Source organism: Thalassospira sp. SM2505 (genome assembly GCF_054901115.1).
In genome coordinates this window covers 2,322,072-2,340,872 of the sequence record NZ_CM142731.1, presented here as the reverse complement: position 1 = coordinate 2,340,872, position 18,801 = coordinate 2,322,072, and the positions used below count along the sequence as shown (strand labels likewise).

The following is an 18,801-nucleotide window of genomic DNA, read 5'->3' as shown; positions in this document are numbered from 1 at the left end:
CTTTTGTCATTTTATCTGACTTCGGATCGCTTACGGGAACAGCGGCTCAATCTCGAGCCCCATGGTTTCCGGTAGGCCCAGCATCACATTCATATTCTGAACCGCCTGTCCCGATGCGCCTTTGACCAGATTGTCCTCAACCGCAACAATGATCACACGGCCCGGTACGCGATCCTTGACCACGCCCATCAGGACGTAGTTCGAACCACGCACATGGCGGGTCTGCGGGGTCACACCAAATGGCAGGACACGTACAAACGGCTCGCCCTCGAAACGCTTTTCGAGTGCTGCCTGAATGTCTTCGGCCGTGGTGCCATCGGTCATTTTGACATAGATGGATTCAAGGATACCGCGGCTCATCGGCATCAGATGCGGCGAAAAGTTCACAACCACGTCCTGACCGCTCGCCCATGCGAGGCCCTGCTCGATTTCAGGCGCATGACGATGCCCACCGGTGCCATAGGCATGAATGCCCTCGGTCACCTCGGCATAAAGCGTGCCTTCCTTCGGCGAACGGCCCGCACCGGTCACACCGGATTTGGCATCAATGATGATGTCATCGGCATGAACCAGTTTGCCTTCAAGAAGCGGGGTCAGTGCCAGCTGTACCGGGGTTGGATAGCAACCCGGATTGGCAACAACACGTGCATTCTTGATCTTCTCGCGGTGCAGTTCGGTCAGGCCATAGACGACTTCTTTCTGCAAATCCTGTGCGGCATGTTCTGCGCCATACCATTCCTTGTAGGTTGCCGGATCAAACAGGCGGAAGTCCGCCGATAAATCGACGACCTTTACATGCGCGGGCAGACCGGCAATGACTTCCTGCGTGGTGCCATGGGGCAGTGCGCAGAAAATCACGTCAACCGTTGACCAGTCGGCCTCGGCAATCGAGATCATGGTTGGCAATTTGACATGGGCAAGATGCGGGAAAACTTCCCCGAACGGACGCCCGACTCGTCGGTCGGCGGTCAGCAGGGTGATTTCCGCGGCAGCATGATGCGCAAGAATGCGAACCAGCTCTGCCCCGGTATAGCCACTGGCACCGAGAATTCCGACTTTGACCTTGACGTCACTCATTTAAATCTTGCTCCAAGTTAGGCACCCGTGATGAACGGGTATTGATAACGTGCGGATGTTGGCAAACAAGCCCACCAGATGCAAGCAATTAGGCCGAAAATATCCCTGATAAACCGCAATATCCCCATGCAAATTAAGCATGATGCTCAAATGCTTGTAGATGAGGTGCTTGTATATGAGGCCGGTTATTTCTTGCGTGCCCGGCGTACTGTTGACGGACAGGCACGTTTGTCCTGTGGCAGTACGGTATAGAATTTCTCGATCTGCTCATATCCGGTGGGTGCCGCGACCGGGTAGCTTGCGACATATCGTCGATCCGACAAGCCAAAATCACTGGCTTTAAGACCTGATCGCTGCAACCACATGCGACGGTGCGCGTCCGACACCACGACGTCGGGATCGTCGACCAGAAAGATAGTATCGCGCGCCAGCCGGTCATTATATTTGTGATGGCTCGGAAGCCAGGCGGCAAGCTGTTTGCGCAGATTGCCGGGGCTTGGCAAATTGCGCGTGCGGGTGACAAATTTGGTCATCTGGCTGACCAGCTGGCTGATGTCGCTTGGCGGCACCGAACCATGTGTTGCGCGGTCGATGAAAAATGCCAGATCAATCTCGGTCGGATCACGCCTGATAAGCGGTTTTATTGACGCATACAATTTGAAGAATCGCGCAATCTTGCCGCCATCGGCATTGGCCGCATCATAAACCCGGCGATAGGATTCCTGCACCTCGGCACGCGCGCCATAGGCGGCAAAACGCCGGGTAAAATCAGCACGTTCGCGGTCATTCACCCAGATCGCACACAACAAATCAAAGGCCGCATCATTATTACCAAGGGCAAGTCTGTGCATATCTTCGGTAAAGGGACCAAAGATATCACGCAGTAATCCGGGATTGGCGCGCTCGGCCGCAAACAGGATTTGCTGGATTTCGGCCCCTGCCCCGGCGGTTGCCCCGCGCGGCCCCCATGTCAGATAGGCGCGCGGATCATTGGTAAAGCAATATGGATCGCCTTCAAGATACCGCTTGCCGCTGCGCGGATTGGCGGACTGACAGAAATTGAACTGGATCACGTCGTAATCTGTTCCTTCAAGTGCGAAGGTCAGTTGATTGGCCCGCTCGATTGCATCGGGTGGTGGCAATTGCGGCGGCATCAAAAGTCGCCAAAGACCCGTCGTGATCGCCCCGTAACTTTCCGCACCGACCGCAGCACGTACTGCCGAATTCAGGCAGGGCTGAAGATCAATGATCGCCTGACGGGTCTTGGCCCCCACCACGCCATCGGCCTTGCCATAGCTATTGGCAGGCTTGCCGGCACAATTGGCGGCTTGCGCAAAAAGCCGCTGCTGGAATGTCGCAACCGCCCCGTAGCGTCCAAGCGTCAAAGCCCGGTTCTCAAAACGATACAGAACCTGCGCAAGATCCTGTGCCTGCGCACCGTTGCCCGACGAAAACAAACCAAAAGTTCCTGCCAGCAAGATTAAAACTGCTGGCAGGAGCAATTTGGCTGTTCGATTTGACACCAGGCTGCGTTTCAGAGCAGACCTCAATCCGGTTAAGGTTGGCTTTCTAATGCTGCAGAGAGCTTAACCGGGCTTTTAAGCAGCGCCAAGCGATAGCGCCCGATCTTCTGGAAACCAAGCGCCTCATAGGCCCTGGCAGCAGCTTCGCTGTCGGTTGACAGGATCGCACGGGTAACCCCGCGCGCGCGCGCTGCCAGTAGTGTCTTGGCAACCAGAATGCGGGCATAACCGTTGGACCGGAATTCCGGCGGGGTCCAGACCGGCCCGACCTGTACCATATCGGGCATCTGGGCATTGAATCCGGAAAGACTGACCGCCTTGCCATCAACAATCAGCGCCCACATGTTGCGTGCATCAAGGGCATGAACAAGACGTGATGCGATCTTGCTATCCAGAACCGGGGTATCTTCGGCCCCCAGTGCCTCGATCTCATAAGCGCGCAACCAGCTCAGAAGCGTGCTGCGTTCCACCTTTTCCGCATCGACCATCTGAAAATCATCGGCCCGCGCATTGACCGGCACAATCAGCTTGGCAAGATCGAGGTCATAAAGAAAATCTGACGCATTGATCGCAAAATCCGCATCCAAAAGCCCAAGATGACCGAGAAGATCAGCCGCCTGATCCGCATCTCCGAACACACCTGCAACCGGACCCGTCATTTCGGAGCGAAACACATCAACCAGCCCCGACGGCGCGCCTGCTTCATTGCCCGACTGGACAAAAACATTGCCATTGCCAAACTGCGCAATGACAGCACTGATCGCACCGCTTGCATCCACCGCACCAAAATACGTTCCAGAAAGCGGATGACGGCGTCGCTCGATACCGGCAGTTCGCAGGTTCCCGCGCAGAACCATGCTGGTCGCTGCATGATTGGCAAGGAATGCGTTTGCGGCATCGAGGTCGGCGTCGTGCAGCTTTCTGTACTGCATAATGGTGGTCCCTTTCAAATCAGGGGTTTAAAGGCTGCATTTCCACAATTGCCGTGAAAAAAGCACAAAAAAAGAAGGCCCGCTGAACCAGCGGGCCTTCTTGAAATCGCGTATCGCGTAAGCGTGCCGGTTTAGCGCTTCGAGAACTGGAAGCTACGACGGGCTTTGGCGCGACCGTATTTTTTACGTTCAACTGCACGCGAGTCACGGGTAAGGAACCCGCCAGCCTTGAGCGAACCACGCAGTGCCGGTTCGAACAGGGTCAGCGCACGGGAGATACCGTGACGAACTGCGCCAGCCTGGCCCGAAAGACCACCACCGGAAACGGTGCAAACGACGTCGAACTGATCTTTACGATCGGTAACGCCGAACGGCTGGTTGATCACCATGCGCAGAACCGGACGTGCGAAGTAGTCTTCGAATTCACGGCCATTGACGGTGACTTTACCCGAGCCCGGCTTGATCCAGACACGTGCAATTGCGTTTTTACGACGGCCAGTTGCATAGGAACGGCCCTGTGCGTCGATCTTCGGCTCCGGCAGGGTGCCTTCGGCAGCTGCGGTTTCACCGCCCTGTGCCAGATCCTTGAGATCTTCAAGAGTTTTGGTGTCGGCCATTATTTAGCACTCCGCTTGTTCTTTTCGTTCATAGCCGCAACGTCGAGGACTTCCGGCTTCTGAGCTTCATGCGGATGCTCGGTACCAGCATAAACGTGCAGTTTGGAAAGAACCTGGCTGCGCAGCGGACCACGGGACATCATACGCTCAACAGCTTTGATGATCACACGTTCCGGATGCTCACCGTTCAGGAGCTTGTCCATGGTGCGTTCTTTAATGCCGCCCGGGTAACCGGTGTGCCAGTAGAACTTCTTGTTCTGAAGTTTACGGCCGGTCAGTTTGACTTTTTCGGCATTGACGATGACGATGTGATCGCCACAATCCATGTGCGGGGTAAACATTGCTTTGTGTTTACCACGAAGACGGTTGGCAACAACAGCAGCAAGGCGGCCAAGGACGACGTCTTCAGCGTCGACCACGAACCATTTGCGCTCGATGTCGCTCGGTGTCGCAGTGAAGGTTTTCATTATATCTATACTCGAAAACTGGGTTCCACGGAGGGAAACGTCCCTCGTTGAAAGTCGGCGCATTATGCCAGCATTCAACAGGAAAACAACAGGAATATTTCATTTAAAATCAATAAGTTAAACAGATAGGTATTATTTTACCACACGATTTCGGGCTATTTTTGATCCGGTGGCATCGCATACGTCCCGATCACATGCGCACACAGGCTGTTATCAACGTCTGATCGAATATGGCATTCGGCAATCAAAAGCCGCCTGCCCGCCTTGAGGATCTTGGCTTCGGCAATCAGGTCTCCGGGCTTTGCCCCCGATAGGAAATGCACCGTTGCCTCGGTCGTGACCGCCAGATCAGCCTGCGGCACCACAAGCCAGGCCACCGCATAAAGCGCAATATCGGCCAGCGCAAAGATCGCAGGCCCCGTTACCACATTGCCCGGACGCAGATAGCGTTCCGAAAAAGGCAATCTCAGAATGGCGGTATCATGTTCAAGGCTTTCGGTGCGGACCCCCATGTCACCGACAAACGGAACCTTTTCACGCATGATCGCGTCAAAGTCCGCCGGTGTGATCCCGGTCCGGGTTCGGGAATTATTCATGAATGCGGGCCTCCCCAGATTGCCAGTTTTGTCTTGGTTTTATTGATAAAGACACCACAGCCTGACATAACGTTTACGTTAACGTCAATATCTTAGACAAAAAGCAACCCGCATCAGGCAGGCGACAGACTGCCCCTGCACGCCAGAAGTCACAAGATTGGCAATGGAATGTGAACCGGATTAACGCAGAACGATGCCCGCCACATCGGTATAGATCGCCACCACCACACAGCCAATCACAATGGCAACAATGGCGGTCGCCCCGATTTGCGGTAAATTCTCGCGCATCCATTCGCCGGGCGATAATGTCGGGGAAGAACCGGTCTTACGCTTGAAACGCGCTCTGACAGGACCGCGCGACAAATCGACAACAGGCTTAGTGACCTCATCATTGGACGCCCAATGATACCGGTTCTCGGGCAGATAAACAGGGCGGCGGCCTTCCTGACCAGTCTCGTCATTCATCATGGCGATATCACAGCGTCATTCGCTGGCTCCTGCAACAAGGGTAAACGCAAATTTCCGGTCATTTCCATGATGCAATTCAGTGCACCACGATCCTGACGGCCCCCTTATTGATGGTCTGTCACTCACGCCCCGCGTCTATATCAGCCTTGTGTTCTTTTCGATCTGCATATGAACTGCCCCAAAACAGTTCATTTCAAAGCTTGTTTTCATTTTCTATATATGGGGATTACGGCAACTATTCGACAATAGCGGTCTATTTCCCGATAATTGCCGAGAATTCATTAACCGTCAGCACCAGTACATAGCCGACCGCAACCGCCGCGATCATGTAAGCCGCCACACGCGGCAAGAACTTGTCCCATGTCATCGGCTTTCGGTTGGACCGGCGCGACTTGCCGCGCGCCATTTCCTGCTTTGCAAGGATTTCCATCCGTTTGCGATCAAGTTCATCGCGCGCAGCCCAACTTGCTGTGTTGTCGGGCAGATCAATACGCGACTGACGGACTTCCTTTTCCTTGAGGTCATCCACCCGCCCCTGAATGTCTTCCGCCCCGACCAAGTCACCTGAATTGTCCTTTTCTCGGACCCGATCCAGCAAGGTCGCACCGCCATTCAGGCTTTCGACATAGTCGTCATAAGCCGTTTTTTCCTGTGCGATGGCTGCGGCTTGTTCGGCTTCACGGGCGGCATTGTTCGCCACCGGACCATTCATCCCTCCATGCAAGGCCGCCGCCCCGGAAAACTTGTTCTGGACATGCACATGCCGGTTCGGCTTGGGCCGGACCGGATTTCGGACTGGCTCGGGTCTGGTCTCGGCAATTTTCTTGTCGTTGACCATAGGGGCGGGTTTCGGGCCCATCATCACTGGTGGGCGATAGTCATGGAAATCAGTATCGGATGACTGGGGTGTTTCCCCCTCGTCTTCGTCAATAACCTTGGGTTTGGGCATCAGGAAGGCCGGGATATCAAACCCTTTTTGAAGCAGGCGCGCGCGTGCCTCGGCGCGATATCGTTCAAGATCGCGCTCCATTACGTCCTTCCGATCAAACCGTTTAATCGGCGTTTCACGGACGGGTTTCTGCGTTCTTAGTGCCTCCTGCCTTTTCTGGCGGGACACAAAACGGCTCGGCGCCCGGCTGGGACGCCGCGTATCACTATCACTCATCCACAACCTTACGGTTTTTTTGACCGTTTGACTTATTATCCTGGCGACAATCAATGCGATGCGCCTAGAGGGTTTTATTGATGACCCATTGCGTGCAATTCTACTACGATCACCTGTAGAAGAAAAACTAAAAACGACACCACCAACAGGCATCACGGAGGAACCCATGACCACAGAAACAGCCCCGTCCCCACTCGTCATCCGGCATGATCATGATGGATATGTCACCCTTGTCATGTCCAATCCTGCCCGGCGCAATGCCCTGTCGGGCGCGATGATGACGGCCCTTCAGGATGCGTTTGACCAGATCGCAAATTCCCCTGACATCCGGTGTGTCATTCTTGCGGCCGAGGGGCCGGTGTTCTGTGCCGGTCATGACCTTAAGGAAATGGGTGGCATATCGGAATGTGATCAGCATGCCAGCCTGTTTGCACAATGCAGCCGGTTGATGATGCGCATCGTGTCCCTGCCCCAGCCGGTTATTGCGCGGGTTCGTGGCATGGCAACAGCCGCAGGGTGTCAACTGGTTGCGAGTTGCGATCTGGCGGTTGCGGCATCCACGGCGAAATTCGCAACGCCGGGCGTGAATATCGGGCTGTTCTGTTCGACCCCGATGGTCGCATTAAGCCGCAATATCGCTCGTAAACACGCCATGCGGATGTTGCTGACAGGTGATCCGGTTCCCGCCGAACTTGCCTTTAGCATGGGGCTTGTTTCCGATGTGGTTGACGAAGCCGACCTTGAAGCTGCCACTACGGCCCTTGCCGCCGGAATTGCCGCACGTTCCGGCATGACGGTAAGACTTGGCAAACAGGCATTCTACAAACAGATCGAAATGCCGCTTTCCGATGCCTATGGCTATGCTTCCGACGTCATGACCGCCAATATGCAAAAGCATGATGCCCGCGAAGGGATCTATGCCTTTGTTGAAAAGCGCCATCCGCAATGGCGTCACGAATAGCCGGAAGCGAACCGCTATGCATGGTTGCAGGGGGCTTGACACAATCATGCCGACGGTTCTTTGTGAATGGATAATATCTTTCTCGGAGTTACAACCATGCCGTTTGAAATTTGGCTCGCCTTTGTTGTTGCATGCACCGTCATCCTGATTATTCCCGGGCCGACCATCATGCTTGTCGTCAGCTACGCGCTGAGCAAAGGTCGTCAAACCGCATGGGCAACGGTTCCCGGTGTTGCCCTGGGTGATCTGACTGCAATGACTGTGTCGCTTGCCGGCGCCGGTGCACTGCTTGCAACCTCGGCAGATGCCTTTACCGTGCTGAAACTGTGCGGGGCGGGATATCTGATTTATCTTGGGATCAAGATGTGGCGCGAAAAACCCGATATTCTGCAAGACAATCCTGATGCCAAACGCAACCGTCCGTCGCGCATGTTCCTTCAGGCTTATGTGGTCACCGCCCTTAATCCCAAGGGCATTGTCTTTTTCATCGCCTTTGTGCCGCAATTCATCACAGCAGGCAGTCCGGTCCTGCCGCAATTTATTGTCATGACGGCAACCTTCGTGACGCTTGCCGCAGTCAATGTCGCCATCTGGGCCATCATGGCCGGTGCATTGCGTGAACGGTTCCGCAAACCCGAAGCCATGCGGCGCCTGACCCGTGTCGGGGGTGGTGTGATGATCGGGGCAGGCCTTCTGACCGCCCTTACCCGCCGCGCGAGTGCTGCGGCTTAAGACGCAAACTGCCTGCAAGATTTGACATGATTGCCCGCCCGGCACCGTCCCGGCCAAACGGGTAAACCACCACCATCACAAGCGATACCAGCAACACATTCCATGCCGGGCGTAGCGGCCACATCCATTCAAGATTGGCCGCTGCCACCCGATCTGCCGGGATACCGGTAGCCAGTGCGTACCAGGCATATTCAATCCCCGCCGTTGTCAGCCCGGAAACCAGCGCAATGACAATCAGTGTACTGGCAGACCGCAACGCCCAGCCGCGCCAGTGCGCAAACCGGTACAGCATCAGGGCAACAAACAATCCCGCCATCAGGGTCGCCTCACTGACATCGACCTTGGACTGCAAAAAGAAATGGATCACGCCCAGAACGGCAATGGGATAGACCAGCTTGTGCAACCGGCCCCATTTCGCCCCAAGCTTGCGCATGGCGGCCTTGGTCGAGGTCGCAGCAAGAACCGCAAGACCAAGCACCGCAACAAAGCCAATGGTCAGATAGATCCGCAAGACGATCTCGCTTGCTATGCGGCCAAGATCAAGATTCTGGCTGATCGCATACAGGCAAAGATGCATAATCGCATAGCAAAATGCCCCGACCCCGATTTGACGGCGCACCTGCACAAGCTTCGAAAACCGGGTAATGCGGCGCAACGGCGTGATCAAAAGCGAAATCAGCAATATGCGGATCGTCCAGTCACCGCTTTGAAGGATCGCGTCCTTGACCGGAATCGTTGCCCCGCCCTGCGCGATCACCGGCCAGAGTAACAAGGCACCGGGCACAAGCAATGCAATAAAAACAGCCAGTTTGAAAACGGAAAAACGCCCGGACGGGTCAAGCCATGGATACATGCAGTCAAAGCCTGTTCTAGTGTGTCTGTCTGTTACTCAAAGCGCATTTGACCGGCCACGTCATTTAAACTCGTCATCAACTTTCCGCGAGAACGGGCTTCCCGTCTTTGCCTGCCCGCACTTGACCGCAAACAGTTGCACCGCAATCGCAAACATATAACTATCACATCATCACCCCTGATGATGGATGGATCAAATGCCCCAGTTTGAAAACCCGAGTGAGCAGAATATCAAAGCCTTGCTCGAAACCACAAAAACGATTGCGCTGGTTGGTGCCAGCCCCAAAGCCGAACGGCCATCCAATCGGGTGATGAAATTCCTGCTTGATCGCGGCTATCACGTCATCCCGGTCAATCCGGGTCAGGCTGGCGGACAAATCCACGGACAGACGGTTGTTGCCACTCTTGCCGACATTGCCGAACCGGTCGATATGGTCGATATTTTCCGCAATAGTGAAGATGCGCCCGGTGTGATTGACGAGGCCATTGCAATCGGCGCCAAAGCGGTGTGGATGCAGCTTGGAGTCCTGGCCCCGGATGCCGCAATCAAGGCGCAGAAACATGGTATGACGGCCGTGATGGATCGCTGCCCGGCTATTGAAATTCCCCGCTTGTTCTGAGCTGCCATTTCAGATCAATCCCCGATCAACCGGCAAAACAAAAGGCACCGGAAACCGGTGCCTTTATACATTCGATCATAGGGATGGTTATCAGCCTAACCGCGTCCGCATTTTGCCATCAACTCGGGCATCAAGCCCTGATTGCCGATAAAGACCGGCTGAACCGCACTGGTCACATTGTAGGTCGTGGTGTGCTCATCCATGATCTGGTCATAAAGACCCGATGTTTCGAGCACCAGCGACACTACCCCGTCAGGCTTGATGCGAAGGGCCGCAAACCCGTTAGCATATTCGGTGCGTGCGCATTCACGCCCCAGGATCGTATCGAAACGTTCGACCAGGGCATAACGCGGGTTTTCAGTAAGATGTTCGCGTTTGGATATCGAGCCGGGCTCGATACTGGTCTTGGGGATATATTTTCCAAACCGCACCTGGGACTGAACGATATAGCCATCCGGGAAATAGACAGCGACATCTTCGGAAAGAAGAATACGGTCGCCAATCACCTGCCCGGAACGCAAAAGCGCCTTGATGCGTTTCCCCGGAATTTCACCGGAGAAGGCATTAAATCGCAGGTATTTTCCGTCCCCGCGCTGATCAGCATAATATTTTTCAAAAGGCACGACTGGGGTGATATCGGCGGCGATTGCTGCCGGTGTGGTTGCCGCTGACGCCATGGCCAGTGCAAGTATTACGCCCCCCGAGCGTCGCGAAAAGACCGCCTTGATGGCCTTTATCATATGTCCCCGCCTCTCACTCTTACGTATCGAAATCTTTCGCAGAGATTATGCAGATTAATCCGAATTTCAACTGTAATTCCCGCGAAAGTGTCCGGCACGGAAAAAAGCACATAAAAAAACAACGAGGTGGCATGATGCCACCTCGTTGCCAAAGATTTGGTAAATGACGGAAATCAGTCGACCGAAATCGTCACACGACGGTTACGCGGTTCGCGAACACCATCCGGAGTCGGGATCAGAAGATCGCCTTCACCGACGGCATCACTGTCGATCTGGCCGGCTTTAATGCCACGACCGGTCAACTGGTCAAGGGCGGCTTGCGCACGACGCTCGGACAGTTTCAGGTTGTAGGCAGCAGAACCTGACGCATCGGCGTGACCGACGATTGCAACATTGCCCATCGAGGATGCCCACTGTTCCGCAGCCGCATCAAGAACGCGCTCGGAAACCGGGGTGATCGCAACGCTGTCAAAATCGAAGAAGATCGTGAACAGGCGTGCTTCCTTGGCGGCAACCGGTGCAGCCATCGGTGCCGGTTCAACAGCACGAAGCTCGGCCATTGCGGCTTCGAAATCTTTCCAGCACTGGCTGATCAGATCATCCTGCCAGCCTTCCTCGCTTTCCTCGATCCAGCAATCGAATCGTGCCTGCGCAACGGCTGCGGTATCAGGCTTTTCTTCGCGCTTGCCATCATCAAGAAGCGCAATCAGTTCATCGCGAACAGCGCGTTTCTGTGCAATTTCCTCTGCCGAGAAACGCCAGTTTGCCGGATCTTCCGGCAGAATGTTTTCATCTTCGACGACTTTGCCAGCTTTCTTGGCAAAGAAATCAGCATCAAAGAAGTCGTACCATTCGTCAGCTTCACGCTGCGCATAGGCAATATATTCAGCCTTCAGCGCCTTGCCGAATGCGGTTGTGGGTTCGGTACCGGAAATCGCGGAAGATACGGAACTGCTGTATGTCAGTGGGTTACCGCCATACATAGCTGCAGTACCGGAATTATCTACGCTGCTACATGCACTCAGAAGCGCTACACCACCAAGTGCACAAAGAATAGTCGGACGAAGCTGCATGTCTTACCCCTGTCGTGAAGGTTGTTATTCAGCGGATACTTTATCACCAAAGATGGTAATATTATGTCTCAAAACGACCGAAAACGCGATTTGTTCCATACCCGTAGAAAGAAATGGGTGTCGGTACACACTTTTCAAGAACACATAAACCTGTAATGCTTATTCTCTCATACCGTCGTATGAGTATCAACCAATACAACCAAGACACAGAGCGGACGAGGGTCAAATGATCGAAACCGATGTATCCAAGATCACAGTAATGCTAAAGGAGTTTGCGCTCGGCTTTGGCATGGATCTTCTAGGCGCAATTGTCATACTTGCTGTCGGCTGGTGGTTCGCCGGTCGCGCCTCGGCACTTGTGCGCCATTCGCTGAAAAATGCGAAGTTTGTTGATGCAACACTCAAACCTTTGGCAGCAAGCATTGTCCGCTACGCCGTGCTGGTCTTTGTCATCATCGCTGTCCTGTCGAATTTCGGCGTTGAAACCACCAGCATCATCGCGGTTCTCGGCGCCGCCGGTCTGGCAATCGGTCTGGCCCTGCAGGGCACCTTGTCCAACATTGCCGCTGGCGTAATGATCCTGATCCTGCGCCCGCTCAAGATTGACGAGTTTATTGAAGCAGGTTCGGTCTCGGGCACCGTGGTTGAAATCTCGTTGTTCACCACTCTGCTCAAGACGCCGGACGGTGTGTTCATTTCTGCGCCGAACTCGCAAATCTGGAACAGCGCGATCAAAAACTATTCGCGCAACCCGACCCGCCGCCTCGACATCAAGGTTGGCATTTCCTATGACGACGATGTTGATGCCGGACTTGAGTTCCTTAAAAACCTCGTTGCGTCCGATCCCCGCGTTCTCAAAGACCCCGAACCGATGAGCTTTGTCGCCACCCTTGGCGAAAGCTCGGTCGATCTGACCGCACGCGGCTGGGTAGCGACGGCTGACTTCTGGCCGGCCTTCTTTGATCTGACCCGCAAATCGAAAACCGAACTGGAAGCCGCCGGCTTCTCGATCCCGTTCCCGCAACGCGATCTGCACGTTATCGAATCACCGGAAACGGCGAGTGCGACCAAAACTGTTGCCAAACCGGCAGCAAAGGCACCAGCCAAGAAACCGGCGACCCGTTCGCGCGCGACAACGGCCAAAACCGCAACCAAAACCACAGCTGCGAAAAAGCCGACCGAAAGCAAAAGCTGATCCGCGCAAATCACAACCTTTAAAAGAGGCCCCAACGGGCCTCTTTTTTTGTGTCCGTGTCGTGCCAGTTCCTGACGAAAGCTACTTGCTGTCAGTGTAGTAGCCCGCTGTTACCCGCATGCCACCTTACAGGCGTATGATTTCTGACCGTGAAGGACAAAACAAACCACAACATCCCCCGGGAGGATATCAAATGTCTGCCAAAAAAATTCTGATGATCACAGGTGATTTCGCCGAGGATTACGAAACCATGGTCCCGTTTCAGACCCTGCTTGCGGTCGGCCACAAGGTCGATGCGGTCTGCCCGGACAAGAAAGCTGGTGATACGGTCGCAACCGCAATCCATGACTTCGAAGGCGATCAGACCTATAGCGAAAAACGCGGTCACAATTTTGCACTGAATGCGGATTTTGCCTCTGCGCGCGCGGAAAACTATGACGCGCTTCTGATCCCCGGCGGTCGCGCCCCGGAATATCTGCGCCTGAACGAGGACGTCATTCGTCTGGTGCGTGACTTCAATGACGCTGGCAAACCGATTGCTGCGGTCTGCCACGGCGCACAGCTTCTGGCAGCAGCCGACATCATCAAGGGACGCACGGTTTCGGCCTATCCGGCTTGCGCGCCCGAAGTCAAACTGGGCGGCGGCATTTATGCCGACATCGCCATTGATGATGCCTGCACCGATGGCAATCTTGTCACCGCTCCGGCATGGCCTGCGCATCCGAAATGGCTTGCCGCCTTCCTTGCTGTTCTTGGCACTGAAATCAACTTGTAACCGGATATCGCCCAATCGTGAGTTGCGTTTGGGCGATTTTTCCCTGACCATGGACCTCTGGTGTTAAACACTCTGCAGGGTCTGCCTTTGGACTGGTTACGGGCCCTGAAAAAAGCGGTCGGAATACAAAACCGGCCGCATCACAGGAAAGGCCGTCCTCATGTGTCAAATCTATTCAGGTGCCGAACCCGAACTTTATCAATGTGTCAGCCGTTCTGTACGGATCAATGGCGTGGTAACCAGCCTGCGTCTTGAACTGCGATTCTGGCAAATCCTTGATGAAATCTCGTCGGGTGAAGGTTTCACCACCCCGCAATTCCTGGGCAAGATTTATGACGAAGTTGTCGCACAACGTGGCGACATTCCAAACTTCGCATCGCTGTTACGCGTAATTTGCACAATTTATCTGGAAAAACAGATCGGGCTTCATACCCCGTTTGGCAAAGCTGAAACCGCGTCCCGTCTGGTCAGCTGACCCTGCCCGATATTTGTCGGGCACTGTCGGGCGAGTTCTAGTTCAGCCAGGAAGACAGTTCGCGCGTGCTGAACCCACCGCTTCGCATGATCGAAGGGTTGGCATTACGTGCAAGCTGCGGCTCGGCCGGTTTGATGATGGCATTGCGCCGATGCATCCCGGCTGCCGCCCCGAAGTCAATCTGTGAACGCGCCACCAGTTCGGCCGCCGTTGGTTGCTGCTTGCTGGCATTGATCGGGGTTTGCGGCGCCTGTTGCTTTTGCTTGGTCTCGTAGATCCAGCGCAATTCCTGCTTCAGGGTCTGATATTCCGGTGTATCGGGCGCAGAGTTAACCTCGTTAACAATCTGAAGTTTCACCATCTGCGGGAACCGGTCCAGCCGTTCGAGCAGCATGAATTTCACGCTTGGCCGCACCGCGTCTGATCGCATCAGCTTCATCACCAGACGGCGATAGATGTCAATTCGCAGATTTCCGTTTGATGCCAGCTCAATGAATTCTTCGACAAACTCGCGCGCCGCCATCTTGCCATCCAGAAGTGCGCGCAAATTGTCGGCCATCGCCCGGCGATATGCCTCGCGGATTTCAACAACATGGTTGGATGCGCGCGTGCGCACCAGATGGAATGCTTCGGGGCTAAAGGCGTTCTTTGTCAGAAGCTTGGCGCAATCGGCAACCAGCTCATGCTTGGTCGCATCGGAAACGACTTCAAACACGCCGGTAATCAGTTCCTTGCATTTGGCATGCGGCCCCATGCGGATCGCAGCCGCCAGGGCCATCGGGCTTTCCGGGTCACGGGTCGCAATCACGGCAAGTGCCAAAGGATCATCATATTGCATCAATGCCAGATCATTGCTGAGCAAATGCTCCGGCATCAAAAGACGCTGCTGCTTTGCTGCGCCGGTTACGGTCAATGGTTCGCCGCTTTGATAACTTTCCTTGATATTGAGCGCATATTTCAACGCGTCATACGAGATGCCGTGATTGCTGCTCATGGCACTCAGTCTCCTTTTGGACCCTTGGTGAGTCGCTTGTCTGAGACCAAGCCTTCAAGGCCACCGCTGTTGCGTCCCGTTCGCGGCCGGATATTCGGGTTCAAACCGGGGTTCCGCTTGGCGTTTACAGCCGGTGCAACCGTTTCCTTTTCGACACGTGTACGCGCTGTGGCGGGCTTGGTGTCGTTGAAGAAATCGATATACCAATCCATATCGGTTGAGGCCATCGCATACCGTCCCCCCGCTGCCGGGCTTTCGATATTGGCTTCGGGAATGCCGTTGCTGATTTGCAGCACCACCGATGACGGTGCAGTCATGCCCGCACGCCATGCAAGGGCCGTAATCGCGCGCGCGCTTCCGGAATCAAGGATTTTCGAAACTGCACTGACCGGTATCTGTGCGTAATGCGCAAGGGACTGCACGACAAGTGCGTCCTCGTTGCGCGATACCGCATCAAGAATATACTGATCAATCGTCATTTTCTGGTTTGACGCGACTTCCTGTTCGTGATCAAGCATCACGTCATCAGTCACATCCATCGCCATTGTGCTATCGGCTGCATAAAGCGGCATGCGGTTTTCAAACCGGGCCTTTTCAATACGCTGGCGCACGGACTGGCGAAGGGCACGTGCGACTTCGGTGCGCATGCGTCCCTGCTCGACCAGCGTATCAAACAGCGATGCCATGATGAAATGCGCGACACGACGCTGGGCCTGACGCGAAATGCGGCTTTGCCCACCCATAAGGTCGTTGCCCGATGTTGTCGGGGCATTTGTCTTGCGTTCTGCGAAATGCGGGGTCATGGACACTACATTGCGCGGCGCATCGTCAGATGACAGCAACCGGTTCAGAAGACTGCTTTTTTCTTTCTCGGCTTTCTGTTCGATCAGGCGTGCTCTTGCCGCGGCTTCCTGTTCTTCACGCGCACGTTCGGCAGCGGTCTGAACAAACTCGCCGCGTCCGCGCATGATATCAAGGAAATCGGAATCGCTCAGAAGTTCGATATATTCACCGATCGACACCCGACCAATAGCCTGAATGTCCTGGCGCAGGCGGCTTGCAGCCTGACGGGTCATATAAGGCGTATGGCCCAGTTCCTGCTCAATCAGATTGATCACCTGCGGGCGATAGCATTCACCCATATTGGCAATGGCCGCGACAAATTCCTCGACCATCTCAAGGCGCTCGGACGGACTGACATCATGCAGGTGACGGCGCAAACGGCGCGCAACATCCATACGGACATCGCTGTCAAAATCCGGAGCATCATCGTCATCATCAGCATGCGCCATTTCCGTTGAAAGGCGTGCCGCATGTTCAAGCGCGCTTTGTTCTGAAATCTCTTCGCTGGAGCTTTTGCGGGGGATCGACCGCCCACGCGCATTACCGGCATCGGCAGAAAATGCATCAGGTGCGACTGTACGGACAGTTTCAGCAAGATCACGAAGCTTGGCAGTGGCTTTGTCATCAAGCCCCGCGTCACCCGTATTTTTCTGCCGATTGAACATCCAACTCAGCATTATCGCAGCTATTCCCCTGGTCCCTTGCCTGGCGGCATATCAGGCATCAAACAATGCAGATACCTGTGTTTTTTATGTTTTGTCAGAACAGTTTAACCAGAACCGACAGTGATACACAACCAGACTAGACGTATAAATTCATTACCCCAACATCAAAGGCCGAAACCATCAGGCACAGCCTTGATTACCAATAGACTATCGACGCAAAGACTCAAAAAAACATTAACAATACAGCGCACTATACAAACCGGTGATATTCGCCGCGAAAGTTGGGCGAACCTGCTCGCTTTTCCCGCACCGAAATTCACCGACACCGGCCCTCTCCCCGGCCCGTATCCGGCCTTTGGGCACAAAAAAGCGGGCGACCGATCCGGCCGCCCGCTTGTTAAATCTGTTATCAGGATATCTTGATGATCCCGATCAGTTGCTTACCCATGCAATGCGCAGGATATTGGTCGCACCGGGCGTTCCGAACGGAACACCTGCGGTGATCACCAGTGAATCACCCGGACCGGCAAATTCTTCGCGCTGGGCGACTTCACAGGCAATGCCGACCATTTCGGCAAAGTTGGTCGCATCCCGGGTAAAGACCGGATGCACACCCCAGCATAGCGCCAGACGACGTGCGGTCTGAATGCGCGGGGTCAGGCCAAGAATCTGAACTTCCGGACGTTCACGCGCGGCACGGAATGCCGTGGAACCGGACGTGGTATAGTTGACCACGGCTTTGGAGCCGATCGTGGCAGCAACCTGACGGGCTGCGGCACTGATCGCGTCCGGTGCGTTATGTTCCGGATCCGGGCGGTTGGCATCACGCATGCGGTAGTAAAGCTCGTCCTGCTCAACACGGACCAGAATGCGGTCCATGATCGAAACGGTTTCAAGCGGATACTTGCCAACAGCACTTTCTGCCGACAGCATCACGGCATCGGCACCGTCATAGATCGCAGTCGCGACGTCAGATGCTTCTGCACGGGTCGGTGCCGGGTTCGATACCATGGAATCAAGCATCTGGGTTGCCACGATCACCGGCTTGCCAGCTTCACGGCAGGCTTTGATGATCCGTTTCTGAAGAATCGGAACATCTTCCGGCGGGCATTCCACACCAAGATCACCACGGGCAACCATCACCATGTCAGACAGCTCGACGATCTCGTCGAGATGCTCGATTGCCTGCGGCTTTTCCAGTTTGGAAACGATGGCTGCACGGCCCTGGATAAGCTTGCGGGCTTCGGCGACATCTTCGGGACGCTGAACAAACGACAGCGCGACGAAATCGACGCCCATTTCCAGACCGTAAACCAGATCGGCACGGTCTTTGTCCGTCAGCGGCGACAGCGGCAACATGACGTCAGGAAGGTTAACACCCTTGCGGTTTGACAGCGGACCACCGGTGATGACCGTACATTCAGCCGACTTGTCATCGCATTTCTCAACACGCATGCGCAGCTTGCCATCATCAAGCAAAAGGTTCGCACCCGGTTTCAGGGCTGCGTAGACTTCCGGATGCGGCAAGGAAACGCGCTTGTTGTCACCCGGCGTCTTGTCCATGTCGAATTTGAAGGTATCACCAGCTTCGAGTTCTACCTTCTCGTCGGCAAAGGTGCCAACACGGATTTTCGGCCCCTGAAGGTCCATCAAAATCCCGATCGGACGACCAAGCTTTGCTTCGACAGCACGGATAGCTTCAAAACGGGCCAGATGTTCTGAGTGTTCCCCATGCGAGAAATTCAGGCGAAATACATCGACGCCTGTTTTCACGATTTTCTCGAGGATTTCTGGCTTTGAACTCGCCGGCCCCAGGGTCGCGATGATTTTCGCCTTACGTTGACGGCGCATCAGCTACTACCTCTTGTTATTTGGTTTACACGTGAGCCCTACCGCTTCGGCCTGCATCTGCGGCGAGGCGCCAGGGCGTCCTGATATTTTTCTGGGGGTAACCCCTTAATAGTCAATCAGCCCCTATTTGAACAGGGACTTTTCTTTAAATGCCTTTACAAAAATGTGATTTTTCACTGG

At 54.7% G+C, this 18,801-nt stretch carries 20 protein-coding genes; 6 read left to right on the top strand and 14 right to left on the bottom strand.

Annotation, left to right across the window (positions count from 1 at the left end; genetic code table 11):
* Window positions 1–30: 30 nt before the first annotated feature.
* The 8 genes from argC to ACTU44_RS10825 all read right to left on the bottom strand — a co-directional run bounded on the left by argC (window position 31) and on the right by ACTU44_RS10825 (window position 6,710).
* Entirely contained in the window at window positions 31–1,077 is a 1,047-nt protein-coding gene (argC, locus tag ACTU44_RS10860; RefSeq protein WP_462095382.1) for an N-acetyl-gamma-glutamyl-phosphate reductase, read from the bottom strand.
* Window positions 1,078–1,262: 185 nt separating this feature from the next.
* Entirely contained in the window at window positions 1,263–2,555 is a 1,293-nt protein-coding gene (locus ACTU44_RS10855; protein WP_462095381.1) for a hypothetical protein, read from the bottom strand.
* 77 nt (window positions 2,556–2,632) lie between these two features.
* The gene (locus tag ACTU44_RS10850) at window positions 2,633–3,532 is read right to left on the bottom strand and encodes a GNAT family N-acetyltransferase (RefSeq protein WP_462095380.1); all 900 of its coding nucleotides are present in this window, start codon (window positions 3,530–3,532) and stop codon (window positions 2,633–2,635) included.
* A gap of 131 nt (window positions 3,533–3,663) precedes the next feature.
* Window positions 3,664–4,149, bottom strand: a complete 486-nt coding sequence (gene rpsI / locus ACTU44_RS10845; RefSeq protein WP_114097560.1) for a 30S ribosomal protein S9 — start codon at window positions 4,147–4,149, stop codon at window positions 3,664–3,666.
* The gene (rplM, locus tag ACTU44_RS10840) at window positions 4,149–4,616 is read right to left on the bottom strand and encodes a 50S ribosomal protein L13 (RefSeq protein WP_114097559.1); all 468 of its coding nucleotides are present in this window, start codon (window positions 4,614–4,616) and stop codon (window positions 4,149–4,151) included. Before rplM ends, rpsI begins: the two co-directional genes overlap by 1 nt.
* A 155-nt stretch (window positions 4,617–4,771) precedes the next feature.
* The gene (locus tag ACTU44_RS10835; protein ID WP_114097558.1) at window positions 4,772–5,212 is read right to left on the bottom strand and encodes a PaaI family thioesterase; all 441 of its coding nucleotides are present in this window, start codon (window positions 5,210–5,212) and stop codon (window positions 4,772–4,774) included.
* A gap of 180 nt (window positions 5,213–5,392) precedes the next feature.
* Window positions 5,393–5,680, bottom strand: coding sequence for a hypothetical protein (locus ACTU44_RS10830; RefSeq protein ID WP_114097557.1), 288 nt, complete (start codon window positions 5,678–5,680; stop codon window positions 5,393–5,395).
* 253 nt (window positions 5,681–5,933) lie between these two features.
* On the bottom strand, window positions 5,934–6,710 hold the full coding sequence (locus tag ACTU44_RS10825; RefSeq protein ID WP_462095379.1) for a hypothetical protein: 777 nt from the start codon (window positions 6,708–6,710) through the stop codon (window positions 5,934–5,936).
* Between the two features lie 301 nt (window positions 6,711–7,011).
* Between ACTU44_RS10825 and ACTU44_RS10820 the strand changes: the two genes are divergently transcribed.
* A complete protein-coding gene (locus ACTU44_RS10820) occupies window positions 7,012–7,806 on the top strand; it encodes an enoyl-CoA hydratase (protein ID WP_462095378.1) in 795 nt (264 codons plus the stop codon).
* A gap of 96 nt (window positions 7,807–7,902) precedes the next feature.
* Window positions 7,903–8,538, top strand: a complete 636-nt coding sequence (locus ACTU44_RS10815; protein ID WP_114097554.1) for a LysE family translocator — start codon at window positions 7,903–7,905, stop codon at window positions 8,536–8,538.
* On the opposite strand, the gene ACTU44_RS10810 is transcribed toward ACTU44_RS10815, so the two are convergent.
* Window positions 8,510–9,391, bottom strand: coding sequence for a protein-methionine-sulfoxide reductase heme-binding subunit MsrQ (locus ACTU44_RS10810; protein WP_462095377.1), 882 nt, complete (start codon window positions 9,389–9,391; stop codon window positions 8,510–8,512). The genes ACTU44_RS10815 and ACTU44_RS10810 overlap by 29 nt on opposite strands.
* 196 nt (window positions 9,392–9,587) lie before the next feature.
* Here ACTU44_RS10810 and ACTU44_RS10805 point away from each other — a divergent pair, with 196 nt between their 5' ends.
* Window positions 9,588–10,010 carry a CoA-binding protein gene (locus ACTU44_RS10805; protein ID WP_114097759.1) on the top strand — a complete coding sequence of 141 codons (423 nt, stop codon included), beginning with the start codon at window positions 9,588–9,590 and terminating at the stop codon, window positions 10,008–10,010.
* A 95-nt stretch (window positions 10,011–10,105) separates the two neighbouring features.
* On the opposite strand, the gene ACTU44_RS10800 is transcribed toward ACTU44_RS10805, so the two are convergent.
* Complete coding sequence (locus ACTU44_RS10800; protein ID WP_462095376.1) at window positions 10,106–10,750, bottom strand: hypothetical protein; 645 nt, start codon at window positions 10,748–10,750, stop codon at window positions 10,106–10,108.
* 173 nt (window positions 10,751–10,923) lie between these two features.
* Complete coding sequence (locus tag ACTU44_RS10795) at window positions 10,924–11,823, bottom strand: OmpA family protein (RefSeq protein ID WP_462095375.1); 900 nt, start codon at window positions 11,821–11,823, stop codon at window positions 10,924–10,926.
* A 226-nt stretch (window positions 11,824–12,049) separates the two neighbouring features.
* Here ACTU44_RS10795 and ACTU44_RS10790 point away from each other — a divergent pair, with 226 nt between their 5' ends.
* The 3 genes from ACTU44_RS10790 (at window position 12,050) to ACTU44_RS10780 (ending at window position 14,268) form a co-directional block, all read left to right on the top strand.
* Window positions 12,050–13,018 (top strand): mechanosensitive ion channel family protein, encoded by a 969-nt coding sequence (locus ACTU44_RS10790; RefSeq protein ID WP_462095374.1) that lies wholly within the window; start codon window positions 12,050–12,052, stop codon window positions 13,016–13,018.
* A gap of 193 nt (window positions 13,019–13,211) precedes the next feature.
* Entirely contained in the window at window positions 13,212–13,793 is a 582-nt protein-coding gene (locus ACTU44_RS10785; protein ID WP_114097549.1) for a DJ-1/PfpI family protein, read from the top strand.
* Between the two features lie 160 nt (window positions 13,794–13,953).
* Window positions 13,954–14,268, top strand: coding sequence for a ribbon-helix-helix domain-containing protein (locus tag ACTU44_RS10780; RefSeq protein WP_462095373.1), 315 nt, complete (start codon window positions 13,954–13,956; stop codon window positions 14,266–14,268).
* A gap of 37 nt (window positions 14,269–14,305) precedes the next feature.
* Here the strand turns inward: ACTU44_RS10780 and ACTU44_RS10775 are convergent, their stop codons facing one another.
* The 3 genes from ACTU44_RS10775 to pyk all read right to left on the bottom strand — a co-directional run bounded on the left by ACTU44_RS10775 (window position 14,306) and on the right by pyk (window position 18,621).
* Entirely contained in the window at window positions 14,306–15,262 is a 957-nt protein-coding gene (locus tag ACTU44_RS10775) for a hypothetical protein (RefSeq protein ID WP_336080643.1), read from the bottom strand.
* A gap of 5 nt (window positions 15,263–15,267) precedes the next feature.
* Complete coding sequence (locus ACTU44_RS10770) at window positions 15,268–16,782, bottom strand: DUF2336 domain-containing protein (protein ID WP_462095372.1); 1,515 nt, start codon at window positions 16,780–16,782, stop codon at window positions 15,268–15,270.
* Window positions 16,783–17,202: 420 nt separating this feature from the next.
* Window positions 17,203–18,621, bottom strand: coding sequence for a pyruvate kinase (pyk, locus tag ACTU44_RS10765; protein ID WP_114097545.1), 1,419 nt, complete (start codon window positions 18,619–18,621; stop codon window positions 17,203–17,205).
* Window positions 18,622–18,801 lie beyond the last annotated feature (180 nt).

Excerpts from the sequence above, each read along its gene's own strand:
- argC (WP_462095382.1), bottom strand. The coding sequence starts at position 1,077 with ATGAGTGACGTCAAGGTCAAAGTCGGAATTCTCGGTGCCAGTGGCTAT.
- ACTU44_RS10850 (WP_462095380.1), bottom strand. The coding sequence starts at position 3,532 with ATGCAGTACAGAAAGCTGCACGACGCCGACCTCGATGCCGCAAACGCA.
- rpsI (WP_114097560.1), bottom strand. The coding sequence starts at position 4,149 with ATGGCCGACACCAAAACTCTTGAAGATCTCAAGGATCTGGCACAGGGC.
- rplM (WP_114097559.1), bottom strand. The coding sequence starts at position 4,616 with ATGAAAACCTTCACTGCGACACCGAGCGACATCGAGCGCAAATGGTTC.
- ACTU44_RS10835 (WP_114097558.1), bottom strand. The coding sequence starts at position 5,212 with ATGAATAATTCCCGAACCCGGACCGGGATCACACCGGCGGACTTTGAC.
- ACTU44_RS10830 (WP_114097557.1), bottom strand. The coding sequence starts at position 5,680 with ATGATGAATGACGAGACTGGTCAGGAAGGCCGCCGCCCTGTTTATCTG.
- ACTU44_RS10825 (WP_462095379.1), bottom strand. The coding sequence starts at position 6,710 with ATGGAGCGCGATCTTGAACGATATCGCGCCGAGGCACGCGCGCGCCTG.
- ACTU44_RS10820 (WP_462095378.1), top strand. The coding sequence starts at position 7,012 with ATGACCACAGAAACAGCCCCGTCCCCACTCGTCATCCGGCATGATCAT.
- ACTU44_RS10815 (WP_114097554.1), top strand. The coding sequence starts at position 7,903 with ATGCCGTTTGAAATTTGGCTCGCCTTTGTTGTTGCATGCACCGTCATC.
- ACTU44_RS10810 (WP_462095377.1), bottom strand. The coding sequence starts at position 9,391 with ATGTATCCATGGCTTGACCCGTCCGGGCGTTTTTCCGTTTTCAAACTG.
- ACTU44_RS10805 (WP_114097759.1), top strand. The coding sequence starts at position 9,588 with ATGCCCCAGTTTGAAAACCCGAGTGAGCAGAATATCAAAGCCTTGCTC.
- ACTU44_RS10800 (WP_462095376.1), bottom strand. The coding sequence starts at position 10,750 with ATGATAAAGGCCATCAAGGCGGTCTTTTCGCGACGCTCGGGGGGCGTA.
- ACTU44_RS10795 (WP_462095375.1), bottom strand. The coding sequence starts at position 11,823 with ATGCAGCTTCGTCCGACTATTCTTTGTGCACTTGGTGGTGTAGCGCTT.
- ACTU44_RS10790 (WP_462095374.1), top strand. The coding sequence starts at position 12,050 with ATGATCGAAACCGATGTATCCAAGATCACAGTAATGCTAAAGGAGTTT.
- ACTU44_RS10785 (WP_114097549.1), top strand. The coding sequence starts at position 13,212 with ATGTCTGCCAAAAAAATTCTGATGATCACAGGTGATTTCGCCGAGGAT.
- ACTU44_RS10780 (WP_462095373.1), top strand. The coding sequence starts at position 13,954 with ATGTGTCAAATCTATTCAGGTGCCGAACCCGAACTTTATCAATGTGTC.
- ACTU44_RS10775 (WP_336080643.1), bottom strand. The coding sequence starts at position 15,262 with ATGAGCAGCAATCACGGCATCTCGTATGACGCGTTGAAATATGCGCTC.
- ACTU44_RS10770 (WP_462095372.1), bottom strand. The coding sequence starts at position 16,782 with ATGCTGAGTTGGATGTTCAATCGGCAGAAAAATACGGGTGACGCGGGG.
- pyk (WP_114097545.1), bottom strand. The coding sequence starts at position 18,621 with ATGCGCCGTCAACGTAAGGCGAAAATCATCGCGACCCTGGGGCCGGCG.